Source organism: Bacteroides intestinalis DSM 17393 (genome assembly GCF_000172175.1).
GTDB lineage: Bacteria > Bacteroidota > Bacteroidia > Bacteroidales > Bacteroidaceae > Bacteroides > Bacteroides intestinalis.
Genome location: NZ_ABJL02000002.1, coordinates 155,254 through 174,322 on the forward strand (window position 1 = coordinate 155,254; position 19,069 = coordinate 174,322).

At 41.0% G+C, this 19,069-nt stretch carries 8 protein-coding genes; 2 read left to right on the top strand and 6 right to left on the bottom strand.

Annotated features, from left to right (window positions below):
• Window positions 1-99: 99 nt before the first annotated feature.
• Both BACINT_RS01510 and BACINT_RS01515 read right to left on the bottom strand, forming a co-directional pair.
• Window positions 100-1,821, bottom strand: coding sequence for a RagB/SusD family nutrient uptake outer membrane protein (locus BACINT_RS01510; protein ID WP_007660054.1), 1,722 nt, complete (start codon window positions 1,819-1,821; stop codon window positions 100-102).
• A 12-nt stretch (window positions 1,822-1,833) separates the two neighbouring features.
• Complete coding sequence (locus BACINT_RS01515) at window positions 1,834-4,962, bottom strand: SusC/RagA family TonB-linked outer membrane protein (RefSeq protein ID WP_232288736.1); 3,129 nt, start codon at window positions 4,960-4,962, stop codon at window positions 1,834-1,836.
• 331 nt (window positions 4,963-5,293) lie between these two features.
• Between BACINT_RS01515 and BACINT_RS01520 the strand changes: the two genes are divergently transcribed.
• Window positions 5,294-9,328 (top strand): hybrid sensor histidine kinase/response regulator transcription factor, encoded by a 4,035-nt coding sequence (locus BACINT_RS01520; protein WP_044154596.1) that lies wholly within the window; start codon window positions 5,294-5,296, stop codon window positions 9,326-9,328.
• A 142-nt stretch (window positions 9,329-9,470) separates the two neighbouring features.
• Here BACINT_RS01520 and BACINT_RS01525 read toward each other — a convergent pair whose 3' ends face one another.
• On the bottom strand, window positions 9,471-10,091 hold the full coding sequence (locus BACINT_RS01525; RefSeq protein WP_044154597.1) for an HU family DNA-binding protein: 621 nt from the start codon (window positions 10,089-10,091) through the stop codon (window positions 9,471-9,473).
• A gap of 328 nt (window positions 10,092-10,419) precedes the next feature.
• Between BACINT_RS01525 and BACINT_RS01530 the strand changes: the two genes are divergently transcribed.
• The gene (locus BACINT_RS01530) at window positions 10,420-12,519 is read left to right on the top strand and encodes a BT4734/BF3469 family protein (RefSeq protein WP_007660061.1); all 2,100 of its coding nucleotides are present in this window, start codon (window positions 10,420-10,422) and stop codon (window positions 12,517-12,519) included.
• A gap of 58 nt (window positions 12,520-12,577) precedes the next feature.
• Here BACINT_RS01530 and BACINT_RS01535 read toward each other — a convergent pair whose 3' ends face one another.
• The 3 genes from BACINT_RS01535 to BACINT_RS01545 are packed head-to-tail and all read right to left on the bottom strand — an operon-like array spanning window position 12,578 to window position 18,944.
• Window positions 12,578-14,191: a TIM-barrel domain-containing protein gene (locus BACINT_RS01535; RefSeq protein WP_007660063.1), complete on the bottom strand. Its 1,614-nt coding sequence runs from the start codon at window positions 14,189-14,191 to the stop codon at window positions 12,578-12,580.
• Between the two features lie 17 nt (window positions 14,192-14,208).
• The gene (locus tag BACINT_RS01540; protein ID WP_044154598.1) at window positions 14,209-15,966 is read right to left on the bottom strand and encodes a RagB/SusD family nutrient uptake outer membrane protein; all 1,758 of its coding nucleotides are present in this window, start codon (window positions 15,964-15,966) and stop codon (window positions 14,209-14,211) included.
• An 11-nt stretch (window positions 15,967-15,977) separates the two neighbouring features.
• Window positions 15,978-18,944 (bottom strand): SusC/RagA family TonB-linked outer membrane protein, encoded by a 2,967-nt coding sequence (locus tag BACINT_RS01545; RefSeq protein WP_157448641.1) that lies wholly within the window; start codon window positions 18,942-18,944, stop codon window positions 15,978-15,980.
• Window positions 18,945-19,069 lie beyond the last annotated feature (125 nt).

Genomic DNA, 19,069 nt, shown 5'->3' on the forward strand with positions numbered 1-19,069 from the left:
TTTGAGCATGTACATTAAGAACAGAGAAAACAATTATATAGAATACCAAAAACGTCACAATCAATCTCATTTTCATTATATCTAAAGTTTACATTTCCATCAATATTCCGGATTTTGTTCAATCTTTCCAAAAATATTTCGTTCTATTTCCGGATATGGAATAGGCAAAAGATTCTGATTGTTACCTACATTTTCTCCTCTAGGATTATGTTCCTGAGTCCTTTCTACCAATTTCCCTAACCGCATTAAAGTAACCACTCTGAAATCCTCAAAATAAAGTTCACGCATTTGTTCATCAAGAATCAAATCTATATTCATATTCGAAGCTTTAACTTCACTTGCATGTGCTCTTTTTCTGAGTTCATTAATGTCATCAGCAGCCTTATCAGACTGGTTATTCTTCAAATAGGCTTCAGCACGTAATAGATATGTACCCGCTAACCGAAACAAATATTCATCTTTATATGAGATATTTGCAGGAGATCCTGTCCAAGAAGTATAAGCCAAAATATGTTCTCCAAGCGCAGTTGTCTTAATAGTGCCATCAGTATTCTTTTCATAGAGTTCATCAGGGAATCCACCACGCCGGCTGAATTTCATGACAAAAGGATACCAGTTTCTAAGCAAATCCCCTTCTTGTACCCAACCGTCTTTGACCATCCATTCTCCAAAACCTTTTGCTTCAGGATTGTCTATCTTGAAATCACGGACAATCATATTTGACGAATTTCTCAAATCAGTATCAAAATCCTCTCCCCATACATCATTAAAGAAATAATCCGTCGGATGAATAACTCCAATTCCACGTCCGCCTTTTTCTGCAGTAAATCCAGTAAAAGCTAATACGGATTTCCCATCCTTACCTTCCACCTTAGCATTAAAATATTGTGGTAAAGTGCAGCGTGAATAAAAGTTTCCATAACTTGAACCTGAATTCTGATATTCATATTGAAGTACCAAAATACTTTCTCTATTACCACTCGATCTATTTTGGTTATTCAGTTGAAACAAGTCCCAGTAAGGGTCGCCACCCGATTCACTGGCTCTCGATCCAAAACGTTCAGTCATCAAACCCATATTGGGGTTATCGATAACAGCTGAGGCCGCATTAATAGCATCCTGATATCTGCCAAGCGAGATATAGACTTCAGTAATAACATGCAAGGCAGCCTGTTTGCTTATCATACCATCTTCCACACCATCTATATCCTTTAGTAGGGTAATAGCTTCTTCCAAGTCTAAGCGTGCCTGATCATAAGTTTCATTACGGGTTGCACGAACATAATCCCTGCGCGGAGAACTCGATTCTTCCAATACTAGTGGTACTCCACCATAAAGATTGGCCAGAAAGTTGTACCAGTATGCCCTGAAAAATAAAGCTTCGCCCTTAAACCCCTTTTTATCCTCAATACCTATTTTGTCATTCAGTTCCAATCTGTTTATCACAATATTTGCATTCGCAATAGCATTATAAGCCACTTGCCAGAAAAGTAATGTAGGAGCACTCGTAGGCGTAAAGTAAGCCTTAAAATTATTATACTTTCCATCCGGATAATCAGTACCACCAAAAGCTATATCTCCAAGAGCTAATGCAATTACTCCTTCGGCACTTCCACCCTTCAAACCACCTAATGTCCACTGGAACGACCGCAGCAAATCGTATTGGTAATTAAGAGACTGCCTGAATTGCGTTGAAGTCTCATACGAGTTATCAGGAGTGTAAAAAGACTTGGGAGTCTCTTCCAACCAATTGTTTTCATTACAAGAAATAAGTACGGCCAACAAAGCCGAAGCTATAATGTAAATTCTTAACTTTTTCATAATATATAAGTATCAAAATTCAAAATTAACACCAATAGTATAATTCTTTTGCGTTGGATAATTTGTATTATAAGTAAGTCCCATACCAATCTCCGGGTCCCATCCATCCCAAGAAGTTATGGTAAATAGATTGGTTGCGCTGATATATACTTTTGCCCGGCTTATAAATATCTTTTTCAACCAATCTTGTGGCAAATTGTAAGAAAGTGACAGTTCCTGTAAACGTATGAAGCTACGAGACACATACGGCGAGAAACCAGCCCCCAATGCTTCTGTATAGGTACCAAGCTGACGATATTTAGCATCTGGATTTTCAGGAGTCCAATAATCGAACTTATAAAAACTCCACGTACTTAAATTATCCGGAGTAGGTATACCGCTTGCTGGTTGCCCCAAATAATGGTCAGAGCCTCCCTGAACAGCATTAATGAATACTTTTAGATTGAAATTCTTATACTTAAAATCATTCTGAATACTAAACCGGTATAAGGGGTCTGTATAACCTAAGATTTTTCTATCCATATCTGCCGTATATTTACCATCTTTGTCGATATCTTCAATTTTATAGGTTCCATAAGTAAATCCACTTGGAATAATCCCCTTATTATAATCTTCCACTTGCCACATGCCAATAATATTATAATCATAGACTACTCCGTAGGGCTTATTCATAAAAATTTTGCTTGATACCAAATCATCTTCACGTCCATCTCCATCGGCATCAATTCCCAAGATACTGACCACTTTATTCTTATTTAAAGAAAAGTTTCCTGTAACCGACCATTCAAAATCTTTAGTTCTTACAGGCACACCTGTTATGCTGAATTCATACCCTACATTCTTCAGTTTTCCTATATTGGTAGGAACTGTACTTGAAAACATACCATTCATATTAGGGATATTAATATCATATAGTAAATCCTTTGTATTTGACACATAAAATTCAAAGTTTCCAAATAGACGAGCATTCAACACACTGAAGTCAACCCCTACATTAAAGGCTGTTGTTGTCTCCCAACTTAAATCCAGATTAGACATTTTACTGACCACCTGAGTTAACTGCCCAGTAGCGCCATCACCAAACACATAACCTCCAGGGCTTTCACTGCCAGATGTAGAAAAAGGCAATTTGGTGGACATGTGTGCCATAGTAGAATAGCGTCCTGTAGTGCGATTGCCACTCATACCATAAGACAAACGGAGTTTAAGGTTATCGATCCAGTTTTGCTTATCCTTTAGAAACGATTCTTCATTGATTCGCCATGCTATAGCTGCAGTAGGAAAATATCCAAACTTATTATTTTTTCCAAAGCCGGAGAAACCATCACGACGTATTGTACCAGTAAACATATATTTTCCATCAAATGTATATCCCAGCCTAAGCATATTGTAAAGGCTTGCTTCTTCCCAAGCCTCAGAAGTGATTTTGTTTAAATCACTTTGTGCTGCTTCCATATAATCATACCCCAACGACTTGTTTGTAAAATTATACCCTGTGGCAGTAGTTGTTTCATAAGATCGTTTTTCCACTCCATACACAAATGTGGCATTCACCGAATGTTTACCAAAATCATTTTTATAGGTAAGGATATGGTCAAGAGTCCATTCGCTTTGGTGAGAATTCTTCTTGTACCCTTGTCCCAACTGACTATTGGCATAAGGTTCAAATTTGTAATTCCTATAAAAGGTCATGGCATTCGAATAATTTACCCGATAGCTTAATCCCTTAACCGGTAGTTTTACATCTGCATAAAAGGTCCCATTCAACAAATAACGTTTGTCTGTATTCGGATTTTGAATAGCCAAAAGAGGATTCACATTTCCCATATAATTCTGTTCCTTCAATGTCTTGCCGTCTTCTTTGTAGGGGCTAACAAATACCGGCATTCCTATTACGTTTGAAAAACTGGGCGCAACACCTGAAAAGTCACTAAGAGTGAAAAAAGATTGAGTTCCAACTTTAAGCCATTTTGTGATTTCAGTATCCAAATTGACACGTATGTTATAGCGCTTATAAGTGTCATTCACCACCAAATTCTTCTGATCGGTAAATCCGAAGGAAAGGAAATAACTGGAAAGGTCACCTTTGCCACGAACACTTAAACTATGATTCTGAATATATGGAACAGATTCTGTCAAGAGCCCCTCCCAGTCCACATTCGTTCCATTCAGATATCCACCGGCTATATTTTCATCGCGGAAGCTCAATGTCGGATCAAAATTTGGATTTCTTTGAAGCAAATCATCTCCCATCCTACTTTCACCTATCTTTAAATCAGCAAGCTGGTTAAGAAACCCATCTTTATCCAGCCTCTTTAAATCATGATTAATCAAACTTTGAAAAGAGAAAGAACCAGAATACTCGATGATAGGCTTTGACATGCCTTTCGCATTCTTCGTTGTAATCATCAGCACCCCATTGGCAGCCTGAGAACCGTAGATGGCAGCACTACTTGCATCTTTCAGCACATCGATAGATTCAATGTCACTCGGGTTTATATCAGTTATCTCTCCTCTATAAATGATTCCATCAAGAACAATCAACGGCCCAGTTGTACCAGAGATTGAATTTCTACCACGAATAGATATTTCAGGATTTCCACCAGCAGTAGTCGATGTTCCAATGTTCAATCCCGGTACAACCCCCTTCAATCCTTGAAAAATATTCACGCTTGGAGAATTTTCCAATGCTTTGATATCCGCCCGGACTACAGACCCCGTTAAATCACTCTTTTTTGCTGTACCATAGCCTACCACCACCACTTCATCCAACATCTCACTATCTTCCTTTAAAACAATACTAATAACTTTTCCGGGCACAGCCTGTATCTCTTGCGACTGATATCCGATATAAGAAATTACAAGTATCGCATCAGGTTTTACCGATAGTACAAAGTTGCCATCAATGTCAGTAATGGTACCATTAGAAATATTTCCTTTCTCCACAACACTAGCACCGATAATGGGTCCCATTGTATCATTAACCGTACCTTTTACCCTGATCTGCTGTTGCTGAACAGTTTGCACACTTTGTCCATTGCTTTCGGCTCTCATTACAAGAGGATGTCCGGCAATAAGACCAGCACATAACAATAAGGCTGCATATGCCTTCCATTTGTTTCTTGATAAATCTGATTTCATTGTTTTTCTTTTAATTAGAATTTGGTTAATAACATTCATTTGTATCCGTTTCCGAATAACGATGCAAATATACAACCCGAACTATTCGGTAACAGAGGACAAGTAGACTAAACACCACAGACATATTAGTCATGCACAATGTACCCTTCATATTGCCCGTTTTGTCTCTCTTTCATTCATGAAACCAAGCATGACTCTATTAGTAGCATATATACATAGGCAAATCTGCCAAACAACAAGGGCAAATCAGGCAAAAACGAATGCCTACGATTACACAATAGAAAATTATCGTATATTTGTTTTCAAGACAAATTCATAGCAAAAATAGATTATGCCAAAACATACACTCCTCCTGTTCCTATTATGCAGTACACTAATGGCTGCCACGTACAGTAATGCCCAATCCTATACATTGCAACACCTCGGTGTTGAAGACGGCTTATCCAATAACTATGTACGCGACATAGTACAAGATGAGCAAGGATTTGTATGGATAGCTACAGAAGCCGGTTTAAACAGATTCGATGGATGCAAGTTCACCACTTATAAAAGTAACAATTCAGGATTGAGCAACAATACAATAAATACATTATTATATGATAAAACGGCTAACAAGCTATGGATAGGAGGTTATTTCAAGGGTATATATACATTAGACTGTTCTACCTACCAATTCAAGAGTTATGGGACAGAAGAAGGTATAAATATTAATCACGTTGTGCATCTTACACATGCTTCGGATGGTGGAATATGGATTGCTGCATATCATAAAAACATATTGCATTACGATACAAAGACGCATATTTTCACCTCACTCGAAGATAGAGGCATCCATATTCAACACAAAGTATGGTGCATTTTCGATGATGGAGAAGGGAATCTCTATATAGGGCATGCACAAGGAGGCATGAGTATCGTAAACTTAAAAGAAAATACGATATGCCACTTCACCCCTATAACCGGAGATGAGCATAGTCTGCCCGGAAATAGTGTGTACTCCATTTATAAAGATCATTTAGAAAACATCTGGGTGGGAACCAATAACGGACTTGGCTTATTTAATCCCAAAACAAAGCAATTCAACGTATTCCGCCACGACAATACTAATCCGAATTCACTCATTGCCGACCATATCTATTGCATAAAAGAGATGAACGACCATACACTCTGGATAGCCAGCGATATCGGTGGCATCAGCATATTGGATCTTCACAGTATAGCCTTTCAGTCTCCCGAGAAAATCAAATTCTATAATATCAAAGCTGATAACAGTGAGAACGGAATATCTTCAGGTAATATACGCGATCTGTTGCAAGATTCTTTCGGTAATATATGGATAGGAAATTATAGTAGCGGAATTGATTTCATCAGTCATTTACCACCTACATTTCGCACACTTCCATATACGATTGAAAAAGGGAATCGCTTTATATACAAGCCCGTCAGTGGAGTCTGCAAAGACGAAAAAGAACAAGTCTGGATAGGTGGAAAAAATGAAATCGTTCTATTCCGAGACAATAAACTATTGAAGGTCGTTGATATTTCCCAATATCTAACAAGACCTTACGGCCAAGTTCTTTCTATAATTAGTGACGGACGCGATAATTTATTACTTGGTATCTATGATGACGGTCTACTGAAGTATAACACACGGAGCGGAAACATTGAACGTATTCAGTTAGATATACCCAGCATGGACATACTTACTCTATCTAAAGATACAGACGGAAAAATATGGATTGGTGCAGAATATGGAATATACAGCTATCAAAACGAAAAAGTCTGTAAGGAGGAAGAATTATATCGCCAATTGCCCGATAAAAGCATTTACAGCATAGTACAAGACAATCAAGGCAAATTATGGATAGGAAGCAGTGGCGCAGGAGTAATTGTCTTCGACAAGAACAAGAAAGCCACTGCCACACTGAATATGGAGTCTGGATTTTGTTCCAACTCAATCACCCAAATATGCAAAGATACAGCTGGTGGTATTTGGATTGCTACACGCAACGGCGTAGGATACATCAAAGATACCAAGCATCCCGAAAAGTTTGAATCCTATAATTATGAACACGGCTTGGAAGACACCTTTATACGCGCCATCCAAGAAGACGAATCCGGCAACATCTGGCTCAGCACCAATAACGGAATTTCTTTATGGAACAAAGAAAAACAAAAGTTTAAAAACTATGATTATCGTGATGGCATCCCAACGGGAAATTTTATTGAAGGTTCGGTTTGTTGTACCAAAGATAACACTCTATATTTCGGTACCTTAAGTGGAGCCTGTTACTTCAACCCTAAGAATATCATGATGCAGCAGCAAGTAGCACCGATACAAATTATAGAATGCAAAAGTCTTGATAACCTAATAGAGAGCCGCAGTGAAGGAACTATCATTCCAACCTTTGCGGGAAGCATCAACCTGCCCTATAACCAGAATTCCTTCCGCATCTCATTCACCGTACCCGACTATTCCCAAAGCGGACAAGTGGAATACGCATACATGATTGAAGGATTAGAAAATACATGGACCAATACTTTAGGAGAAAACCTGATTACTTTCCGAAACATTTCTCCGGGAGAATATACATTCAAAGTAAAAGCAAGATTGAGAAACCAGGAGTGGGACGATAGTCATATAGCTACATTGCAAGTACATATCCATCCACCTCTATGGTTGACGTGGTATGCAAAAGTCTTGTATATTCTGCTGGCATTACTTGGTCTATTTATCTGGTTCCGTTTTTATAAACGTAAACTTATGCTGGAAAACTCCCTTGAACTGGAAAAAAAGAGAAGCCAGAACGAACTGGAACTTAATAACGAACGTCTGCGCTTCTACACCAACATTACACACGAACTGCGCACACCACTAACGTTGATACTCGGTCCTCTGGAGGATTTAGTCAATGATGCTAACATGCCTGTTTTTTATAATAATAAGATAAAGATGATTCACAGCAGTGCTATCCGACTATTGAATCTTATCAACCAAATACTGGAATTTCGTAAAACGGAAACTCAAAACCGAAAACTGACAGTAGTGAAAGGTGATTTAAGTAATCTGATTACAGAAATAGGTTTGCGTTACAAAGAATTGAACCGGAATGAGAAAGTAAAATTCCATATTCACGTCCAACCCTTAAATCACAAGCTTTATTTTGATACTGACATCATCTCTACAATATTGAATAATCTACTCAGCAATGCAATAAAGTATACACCTGAAGGAGAAATCAGACTCATAATGCGTCCAATCGTTGAAGAAGAAAACAAATATACAGAGATAGTAGTAAGCGACACCGGATACGGAATAGATGCCGAGGCTCTCCCTCATATCTTCGACCGCTATTATCAGGTGAAAGGAAAACATCAGGCATCAGGCACAGGTATCGGGCTTGCATTGGTCAAATCATTGGCCGACCTGCACGAGGGCAGTCTGCGTGTAGAAAGTGAAACGGGTAAAGGAACTACTTTTACCTTCCGGATTTTCACTGAAAACACCTATCCCGATGCCTTACATAAAGAAGAAAAAGCAGAAAGCATTCCAGAAAGACCAGAGAATTTGAAAGAAGAAGATAATGATATTCTTCCGGTGATATTGATTGTGGAAGATAACGATGATATTCGCGAATACATCGCTACTTCTTTCAGCAACAACTACCACATCATGACTGCAACGAATGGAAAAGAAGGAATAGAACAAGCGCTAAAGTATATACCTGATATTATTATCAGCGACATTATGATGCCCGTAATGGACGGCATCGAATTATGTAAACTGATAAAAGAAGATGTTCGCACCAGCCACATACCTGTAATTTTGCTGACAGCCAAAGATTCCATCCAAGACAAGGAAGAAGGTTATGAAAGCGGTGCCGATTCTTATCTGACAAAACCATTCAGTGCCAAGTTACTGCATAGCCGTGTTCATAATTTATTAGAATCACGCAAAAAATTAGCCTCGCTGATAACCAACCGCACCAAAGGGTTGAAAGCGGAACAATCTCAGGAAGCCATAAAATTGAGCAGACTGGATGAGGAGTTTCTTAATAGATTTACTGCAATAGTAGAAGAGAATATCGACATGGACAAGCTCGACATGTCTTTCATGATGGACAAAATGAACATGAGCCACTCCACCCTTTACCGGAAAATAAAAGGATTAACGGGCATATCCTGCAATGAATTCATTCGGAAAATAAGACTGAAAAACAGTTTACGCCTATTGATGGAAGAAAGCCTCAATGTTTCCGAAGCGGCTTACGCAAGCGGCTTCAATGACTTAGGTTATTTTCGGACATGCTTCAAGGAGGAATATGGAATGGTTCCGTCAGAGTATATCAAACAACAGAAGTTATAATCCGATTTTACTCCCATACTCTCATAAACCATCCATATCCCTTTATTCATCGGATATATAGCCATGAGAGCAAACCAAGAGAGTGGTATGAGAGCAACCGTTCACTCTCATAGTCATCCCGCAATATTTTCTCCTTAATATATTAATTATTACCGTAATATCCTTTTCCCGGCACATAAATCGGTTGCATCAGTCCACCCATATTTTCCAGCTTTCCTTCATCGCGCAGGCGGCGGATATGGCGCATTGCAGTACTTCTCACCATTCCGCACAAACTCTGGAAATCGGTTCTTCTCAGGAATTGGTGCGTGCGGAAGTAATTCTCCAATCGACGGTCAATCTCTTCGTTGGTGATTTTCTTAAAACTCAAATCCCCCTTCAAGCACTGCACTTTGAGGACACCGAATTCAGTCTTCAATGCCTGGTCGGCACGAAACTTGATGCTTTTCAGCTTTACCTTGGTTGACTTTCGTTTAGTGTCCACCGTCACCGGCTCCGTGCAAGTGAGGCAGGGATAGAAGTAGCCGATGCCATCCAGATGCACCTGCCGACCTTCGGCAAGTTCCTCACCCATGACGTGCGACAGGGCATCGAGCACAGCCGAGACGTCAGTCTCCGTTAGCGAGCAGCGACTCTGAATGCGGCGACGCAACACGTCGGTACCCGTAGAGCCATTCAACTTGATGCGCGGATGCAATGTTTTCTCTCCCTCTTGTTTGTCCGAAGGCTTCGGAACTTCATACCAATCAAATAATATCGCCATTGTTCTATGTTTCAAAGTAACTGTTTCTGTTCTATTTATGCCCCACATAATATGGGTAAATGCCTAATGTTTCTTATATTTAGGCTTCACATTCTTCATAGGCTCACATCTGTAGACAAATTAGTTCACAGTTATGAACAAATTTATTTATAGCCATGAATAAATTTATCCACAGATGTGAGCCTTTCATAATGTTAAGGACAAAGATAAACAATTCATAGGGAAAAGCAAACAAAGTAAGGACAATAATCAGAAGAAACACAGGCATTACCTTCTTTATCCTGATTAAATTCTCTACCTTTGCAAGAGTAAAGCATCAAATTAAAACATGAAAGTCACCCTGATAAGAACCGATAAAGAGCACGGCAAAGAAGCTCTCAGCACCTGCGAGACAGGCGCATTATTCGAAAAAATAAAGACAGAAACGAAATCCGGACATATCACAGCCCTACGAAACATTCTGCCGGCACTGGAAGGTACACATTCACAGTACGAGCACATTGATAAATTGCCCCGCATTTATCCGGCCGTAGAATACACCCGCACCAAAGAAGGTGAACGGCGGATGAAACAGTACAACGGACTGGTGCAACTGGAAGTGAACAAGTTGGCAGGAATGGCGGAAGTGGAGTACGTGAAGCAACAGGCAGCACTCCTACCCCAGACTTTCGCCGCCTTTTGCGGTTCCAGTGGCCGGAGCGTAAAGATATGGGTGCGCTTCGTATTGCCCGACGGCGGCAGATTGCCCGCGAAAGAAAAAGAAGCCGCCCTGTTTCATGCCCATGCCTACCGTCTGGCTGTGAAGTGCTACCAGCCCATCTTTCCGTTCGACATCGCCCTGAAAGAACCCTCACTGACACAGAATTGCCGCATGACATTGGACAAGCGTCCCTATTACAACCCCGATGCCGTAGCTTTCTGCCTGGAACAGCCGCTCTCCATGCCCGGCGAAGAGACTTTCCGGCAACGGAAGCAGCAGGAAAAGAATCCGCTGGCACGGCTGCAACCGGGACATGAAACAGCCGGAACCTTCACGATAATTTACGAAGCAGCCCTGAATCGCGCCTTTCAAGAAATAAGCAACTGGAAGCGAGGCGACGACCTGCAACCGCTGCTCATCCATCTGGCCGAACATTGCTACAAGGCGGGTATCCCCGAAGAAGAAGCCGTGCGGCAAACGCTCATTCACTATTACCGCGAGGCGGACGAACAACAGATACGGCTGACTTTGCACAACCTCTATCAGGAATGTAAAGGATTCGGTACAAGAAACAGTCTCAACAAGGAGCAAGAGACCGCTTTCTTGTTGGAAGAATTCATGGAACGACGTTATGAATTCCGTTACAACACCGTGCTCGATGCTCTGGAATACCGCCAGCGAGACTCTATCCACTTCTATTTCAAACCTGTGGACAAGCGCGTGCGCAACAGCATCTCCATCAGCGCCCTGAAAGAGGGTATCCGTGCATGGGACCGTGACGTGGACCGTTTCCTGACTTCGGAATATATTCCGTTCTACAATCCCGTCGAAGAATACCTTTACGACACAGGTCAGTGGGACGGGAAAGACCGTATCCGGGCACTCGCCGCACTGGTGCCGTGCAGCAATCCGCACTGGAAGGAACTGTTCTACCGTTGGTTCCTCAGCATGGTGGCTCATTGGATGGGGCTTGACAAACAGCATGGAAACAGCACTTCGCCCTTGCTGGTAGGTGCCCAAGGGTTCCGCAAATCAACCTTTTGTCGCATTTTGCTGGCACCCGAACTTCGTTTCGGCTATACGGACAGCATCGACTTCAAGAGCAAACAGGAGGCAGAGCGTTACTTGGGGCGTTTCTTCCTGATTAACATTGACGAATTTGACCAGATCAATGTCAACCAACAAGGTTTCCTGAAACATTTGTTGCAGAAACCTGTTGCCAACCTGCGGAAACCTTACGGAAACACCATCCAGGAGATACGCCGTTACGCCTCTTTCATAGGTACCAGCAACCAGAAAGATTTGCTCACCGACCCCAGCGGTAGCCGCCGTTTCATTTGCATCGAAGTGACGGCTCCCATCGAAACGAATGTCACCATCAACTATAAGCAACTCTATGCACAGGCCATACACGCCATCTATAAGGGCGAACGCTACTGGCTGAACGATGAGGACGAGGCCATCCTGAAGCAAACGAATCGTGAGTTCGAGCAAGCCAGCCCCTTGGAGCAATTGTTTCATTGTTATTTTCGTCCGGCAGATGCGGAAGAAGAAGGAGAATGGCTCACTGCCATGCAGATACTGAATTATCTGCAAACAAAGACGAGAAACAAACTGGCCATCAATAAGGTGGCGCAGTTTGGACGTGCACTACAGAAATTGAATATACCTTGCCGGAAATCCATGAAGGGAACGCTTTATCATTTGGAAAAGCTAAATGGAGATTAATGCAGGATATTCAGTAAGCGTTTCTTAAGCATAGAGCACGTCCACCCTCCTACATCTATCAACGTATTTCTATGTTCAAAGCATTACCTTCGGCATCAATACGGAGTTCTTGTTTTTCAGCATTATACTTCCAAGAAGCAGCATTCTTCACCTTCTTCACAGATGGCATATTTTTTAATATAAAAGTATATTTCTGCGATGTACCACTGCTAACCTTCAGTTTACCCGTCTTCTCATCATAAGTCACCAAGCAATCTTCATACTCAATGCCATCTCCACACGGGAGATGTAGCAGACGGGTAGCAGTTCCATTAGGATAAATCAAGATAGTTTTGCCTCCTGCCATTGAAGCATCCCCCAGTCCGGTTACTTCACTGGACACATTCAACGGTAGAATGGCTCCCGCCTTTACAAATAAGGGGAAACGCTCTAACGTATACACTTCCTCTATCAAACTGCCTGGAGCATACTTTGTCCCATCATAGAAATTAATCCATTCTCCTTCGGAAGGAAGATGAAACGATACACGGTTATCAGCCGACGTGATAGCTTTGGTAAATAAATAATCTCCCACCTGGTGACTTTCTTCCTCATAAGATGCATTTTTTATTAAAGACCCACCATGCAAATGTGCATCCACAACTGTTGAGAATAAATAGGGAATCAATTCATCGTGCAAAACAACACAATAACGATAAATTTCCTCTACATCTGTGCCATGCCACCAAGGCAGATGATTACTGAAAGCGCCATTCTCACCGCCATTAATCATACAGGCGGTCATACAGCCAAATTGTGCATAGCGCACAAACTGCTCTTTATTGGAACGCTTCATGAAAAAACCAGCAACTTCGCATCCCGGTGAACCATAGCCACGTTTTGCCGACTGATAAATATTCTGAATTTGCAGTTTCAAGCCCTTCCAGTCACCGGAAAAGTCTCCACACCATCCCATGTTCATCTTTTCCACACTGGCTGCATAACCTCCCTGATGTGAATAGGGACGAGCGATAATAATGCCTTGCGGATTCTTTTTTACCGTATAATCGTACATAGCATCGTAGTAATAAGGGCGGAATTGCTCATTACTCATCTGACCAATAGACGTATCTAAAATATCTCCAAACCAGAATTCTCCCTGATCGACCTTCCAACCATAGACACCATCGATAAAGACTTTATCCAGTTGCTTATACCACCAGGCTACTGCTTCTTTATTTGTAAAGTCGATATGTACCCCTTCTCCTTTCCACCAGGCATGCGGCTTACTCTGATTTATGCCATACCCTTTAGAAACAACTTCATCATACGTATCGCTTTTTTGAAAACGGGTATCCTTGCACCTTATATTGACTGCTCCTGTAAGCCATAGAAGCACCTTCACATCTTTACTCTTAAAATAATTAATCATATCCTTCGGGTCCGAATAGCGTTGCGTGTCCCAGTTAAAGTCATTATAGGTCGTACTCCAAGGACTATCAATGATAACAGCACCTACCGGAATATTACGCTCTAAATACCCGTCGACGAGTGCTTTTGCCCCATCCGCCGTATTAATACTATCTTCCCACGCTACATGTTCAAAAGCCCACGCCGGAGTAATCGGTGAATTTTGGGCACTCATGGACACACATATCAGAATTGAAATTGTAAGTAATAAAAGCTTCTTCATATTGTTTTGTTTTCTAATTATTGTGCATAACCTTCGTTTTGCTTAAACTCTATATTCAGCACCTTGTAACTATTAATAGTAGACAAGGGCACCGGACGATTAATGTGGTAGGGTTTAATACCTATTCCATTTACACCATTTTCCGGATTCGTATCGGGATTTTTCTCTTTAATCCATTGGCAGAATGCATCTTTGTCTAACGCACGTTTCAGCATTTGCCATCTGAAGAGTTCCCCACCCAGTTCACGGGCTCCTTCATCCAGAATAAATGAAATATCAATATCTTCCGGATTTACAGTCAATGCTTCTTCGTGCCCTGGTATCAAAGCCCGTTGGCGAAGTTCCGTTATCACTTGTGCCGCCTCATCTTTCCTACCCAGACGGGTATACGCTTCTGCCAACGTCACATAGACTTCTCCCAACCGAATCAAGATTGCATCCTTATAGGCATATTCCTGTTTTGCAGTTGATCGACTGCTATCCAGCCATTTAGTCACATTATTGGCACAACTGCGAACATTGGAATTATTAAGGACTGCTCCCGTTTCTATATCGTAAATATCAGCTACATCATCACAGATAATACCTCTATTCTCATAAGCCGACTTAACTTCTTGAGGCAGAACATCGAGTGCACGGATCAATAAAGTGTCCGAAAAATCAGGTAGTTCATTCCAATCGTCAGTACGGCAGTAACCTGATATAAAAGTTGCATCACGACGTTTATCATACTTGTTAAATACATGAATAAAATAATAAGTAGGCATCACAGCACGATATTCACGGCCATAGAAGACACTATGCGCTTGCAGACCATTAATTGTCTTAGAATAAGAACGCACCGAACGGTTTACCTGTGAAACCCAATAACGATGAATGAAATTATTCTGAGCATCAAATGTTGTGTTGCCATATTGTATGGACCAGATAATCTCACTATTTTCAGTATTATCCGGTGAAAAGATGCGACTGAAATCACTTTCTAATTTATATCCATAGTCATTCTTTAATTCGGTAGCCACTCTCACCGCTTCTTCATAACAGTGCTTTTTGTTCTGCATCCCAACCTCACCGATCAATGTTTCATCATAAGCTGCCAGAGACATTAAGACACGCATCCGAATGGCCTTGGCAATACCCTGATCCATACGTCCGAAACTTGATGAACGTACTTCGGAAGGTTTTTTCAGGCTTTGGTCTGCAATCTCCAGGTCTGCAAGAATACGCTTATAAAAAACAGCAATCCCCGGTTGGGTTCCTCCTATCTCTTCCGGACTGGTAATAGGCATCTCAGCATAATATGCGGCAGGTCCATAGATTTCAATAATCTGATGTAAATAAAAGGCACGCAAAGCGTGAGCTTCCGAAAGAAGTTCACTACGCTTGCTTTCCGAATGAAAATCTGCGGCATTAATCGAGTTGATACTTGTATTGATAGTGGAAAGTGCTACATACAACCATTTCCAGAGGCCTTCGTTGCTGCTATTATCAATCATGTATGTATCGGTATAGGTAATCAGTCCTTTCCAGTAGTCACGTACATTACCTCCATAAGCCATCAGGTCATTTCCTAATTCCCCTACCATAAACCACTGTTCCAGAAGTTCGGTATTGATCTGATACAATGACAGCAACTCAGCTTCAGCACCTTTTTCCGTCTGTGCATACGTATCATTAATAGACCCTTTCGGAGTTTCTTCCAGAAAACTGTCACAACCACAGAATGTCATCAATAAGGACAGACAAACTGAATATAATTTATAATTGAGTTTCATATCGTTCTATTTTAAAAAGTTAGATTTACACCAAAATTAATACTCTTCGGTACTGTCAGTTCTATAGAAGGAGATTCGGGAATCACATCTTCTTTAGCTGCCCTATACAAATAGAAGGCATTGCGCAACTGAACATAAAAACGTGCTTTGCTCACCGGAATATATCGTTTAAGTAATGAATGAAAATCATATCCCAATGTCATATCCTGCATTTTGATATAATCGCCTTTCATATATCCGCACAACTCACGATGATCGGCCCAGGTTGCATCCGCTCTCGGATAATCGTTTGAAGGATTATCCGGTGTCCAGTAATTTACATCGGGCACCCATCGGGTACCGGTCAGAATCACGTGCCAGCCGTAAGCATCATCATAGAAGACATAATCCCATCTACTTGAAATATTAAAGGAGAAATCCAAATTCTTCCACTTGAATGAGCTACCTAATGAAACAATATACTTCGGATCAGTAGAGCCAAGGATCTTTTTATCATCAGCCGTAATCTGTCCATCCGGTTTCAAGTCTCTGATTTTCACATCTCCCGGTTTGCAACCATATTTAGCTGCTTCTTCTACTTCATTGATCTGCCAGATACCGGCTTTCTCATAATCATAAATCACATTAATGGGCTTGCCAATGAACCATTTATTTGAGATATCATCCTGATCATTTGTCAGGCTTATGATTTTATTTTCATTGACAGACATATTCAGGTTCATATCCCACTGTATATCTTTTGTATCTACTAATATACCGTTTAAAGAAAGCTCAATACCCCTGTTCTGTGTTTTACCAATATTTTGCCAAATACGCGAAAAACCGGTAGTTAAAGGTATACTACGCTGCATCAGAAGGTCTTTTGTTCGGGTATCATAGAATTCAATATAACCGGAAAGACGGTTATTGAACAATCCAAAGTCCAAACCAATATTATTGGTGTGGGTTATTTCCCAACTCAACTTTTTGTTTACCAATTTATCGGGTCGGTAAGCATAAATACCTTTTCCACCTTCTCCAAACTGATAACCATAACTTCCCAAACCTGCCAAGGTAGAATACGGATCGATAGCCTGATTACCTACTGTTCCATAGGCATAACGCAACTTCAGATTAGAAATCCACCTTATATCTTTCATGAACGGTTCTTCTGAAATTCTCCATGCCAAACCTCCTGAGAAGAACGTAGCCCACTGGTTACCTTTGGCCAAACGAGATGAACCGTCCGAACGTACCGAGATATTGGCCAGATACTTTCCCTGATAGTCGTAGCGCACACGTCCCATAAATGAAGCTAATGCCCAGTTGCTGTAACCGCTTCCTATTTTCTGATTCTCAGTATTAGTACCCAGATTATGATAAAGTAACTGCTCTACATCCAGATTCTTGCCTTCGGCCGACATATCGTCATACTGGTAATTCTGTATTTCAGTGATAGCATCCAACATGATATGATGCTCATTAAAAGTATTATCATAGGTCAACGTGTTATTCCAGGTCATCATATATGAATTCTGGCCGCTCTTACCTGAACGATTTAACCCGCCGTTTGCCTGAAAAGACTCACTTCCATAAAAGAACCCTTTTTTCGTATCACTATATGTATAGCCGAAATTACTATGTAAAGACAAGTTACGCAACGGATGTACATTTGCAGAGAAAACCATATTCACACTTGTATTCTCCGTATCATTGGCATACTGCCCATCCACATAGTCTGCAAGGATATTTACGCTGGACTCCTGCGGATTAGGATACATGTTCAGATCTCCATTCTCATCATAGGGCTTTGATAAAGGTGTTCCATAAAACAGTGCCTGCCCATAGGTAGCAAATCCGCTGCTGTTACGTTTCCGCAAACGCATCGTTGCTCCCAAATCAAGCCAAGAAGTAAGTTTATGATCAACAGTAGATGTGAAATAGAACTTCTTTGCTTCGCTGTTCTGATTGTAACCTTTATCCTTTTCGTACGCAAAACTCAAACTGAATTTCGTTTTCTCGTTACCTGAAGATACAGACAGGTTATGCTTTTGTGTGGAACCATCACGGAATACCAAATCCTGCCAATCATAATATTCTCCATTACGAATCATCTGAAGTTCCTCGTTCGAAAAGATTTTTTCATCGCTCACTTCCTGCCCCCATAAGTCATTAGCAATTTTATACGAATCCCTGCGCATTTGCACGAACTTCTCTCCTTGCATCATATCCATAAAATGCGGTTTGCTGATTCCATAGAAAGCGTCATAGCTAACGGTTGTTTTACCCGTCTTTCCACGTTTAGTTGTAATTATAATCACACCGTTGGCACCACGGGAACCGTAAATTGCCGCACTTGATGCATCCTTCAAGACTTCGATAGATGCAACCTCATTCATGTTCACCACATCCAGTGAGGCTGGTACTCCGTCCACTATTATCAATGGAGTGTTGCTGGCATTCAATGAACGTGAACCACGAATGCGGATACCGCGATCATCACCTTCATAACGTGATGCCTGAATATCCATGCCCGGCACCTTACCTTGCAAAGCATCGGTAATGCTGGTAGATGCCGAAGCAGCAATTACATCTCCTTTTACAGAAGCTACGGAAGCTGTCAGGTCACTTTTCTTTGTCGTACCATAACCTATCACCACCACATCATCAAGCGTTGTGGCATCTTCTACTAATATAATATTTATATGTTTGTTCCCACCTATTGAAACTTCTTGTTTTACATAACCGATAAAAGAAACCTCCAAAACTCCTCCGGCCGGTGCTTCCAAAGAAAAATTGCCATCTATATCAGTAATCGTACCATTATTAGTGGTGCCTTTCACCAATATATTGGCACCTATAACCGGTTCACCCGCTACATCCTTTACCGTACCTGTGACAACATGCTGGGCATGTGCGCAGAGAGTGGCAATACATAACATCATACAAGCTACCCAAAGCCTTCTGAGTAAACATAACATTTGACTGTGTCGTTTCATAAATATTAATTTAAATTGTACCTAAAAAAGAGGAGCTGATATGCCGGCTTATATCAACTACCGACAACAAAATTAAGCATGAAAAGACTTAGAACCATATAAAATACGGGTTCTTATATTCCTTT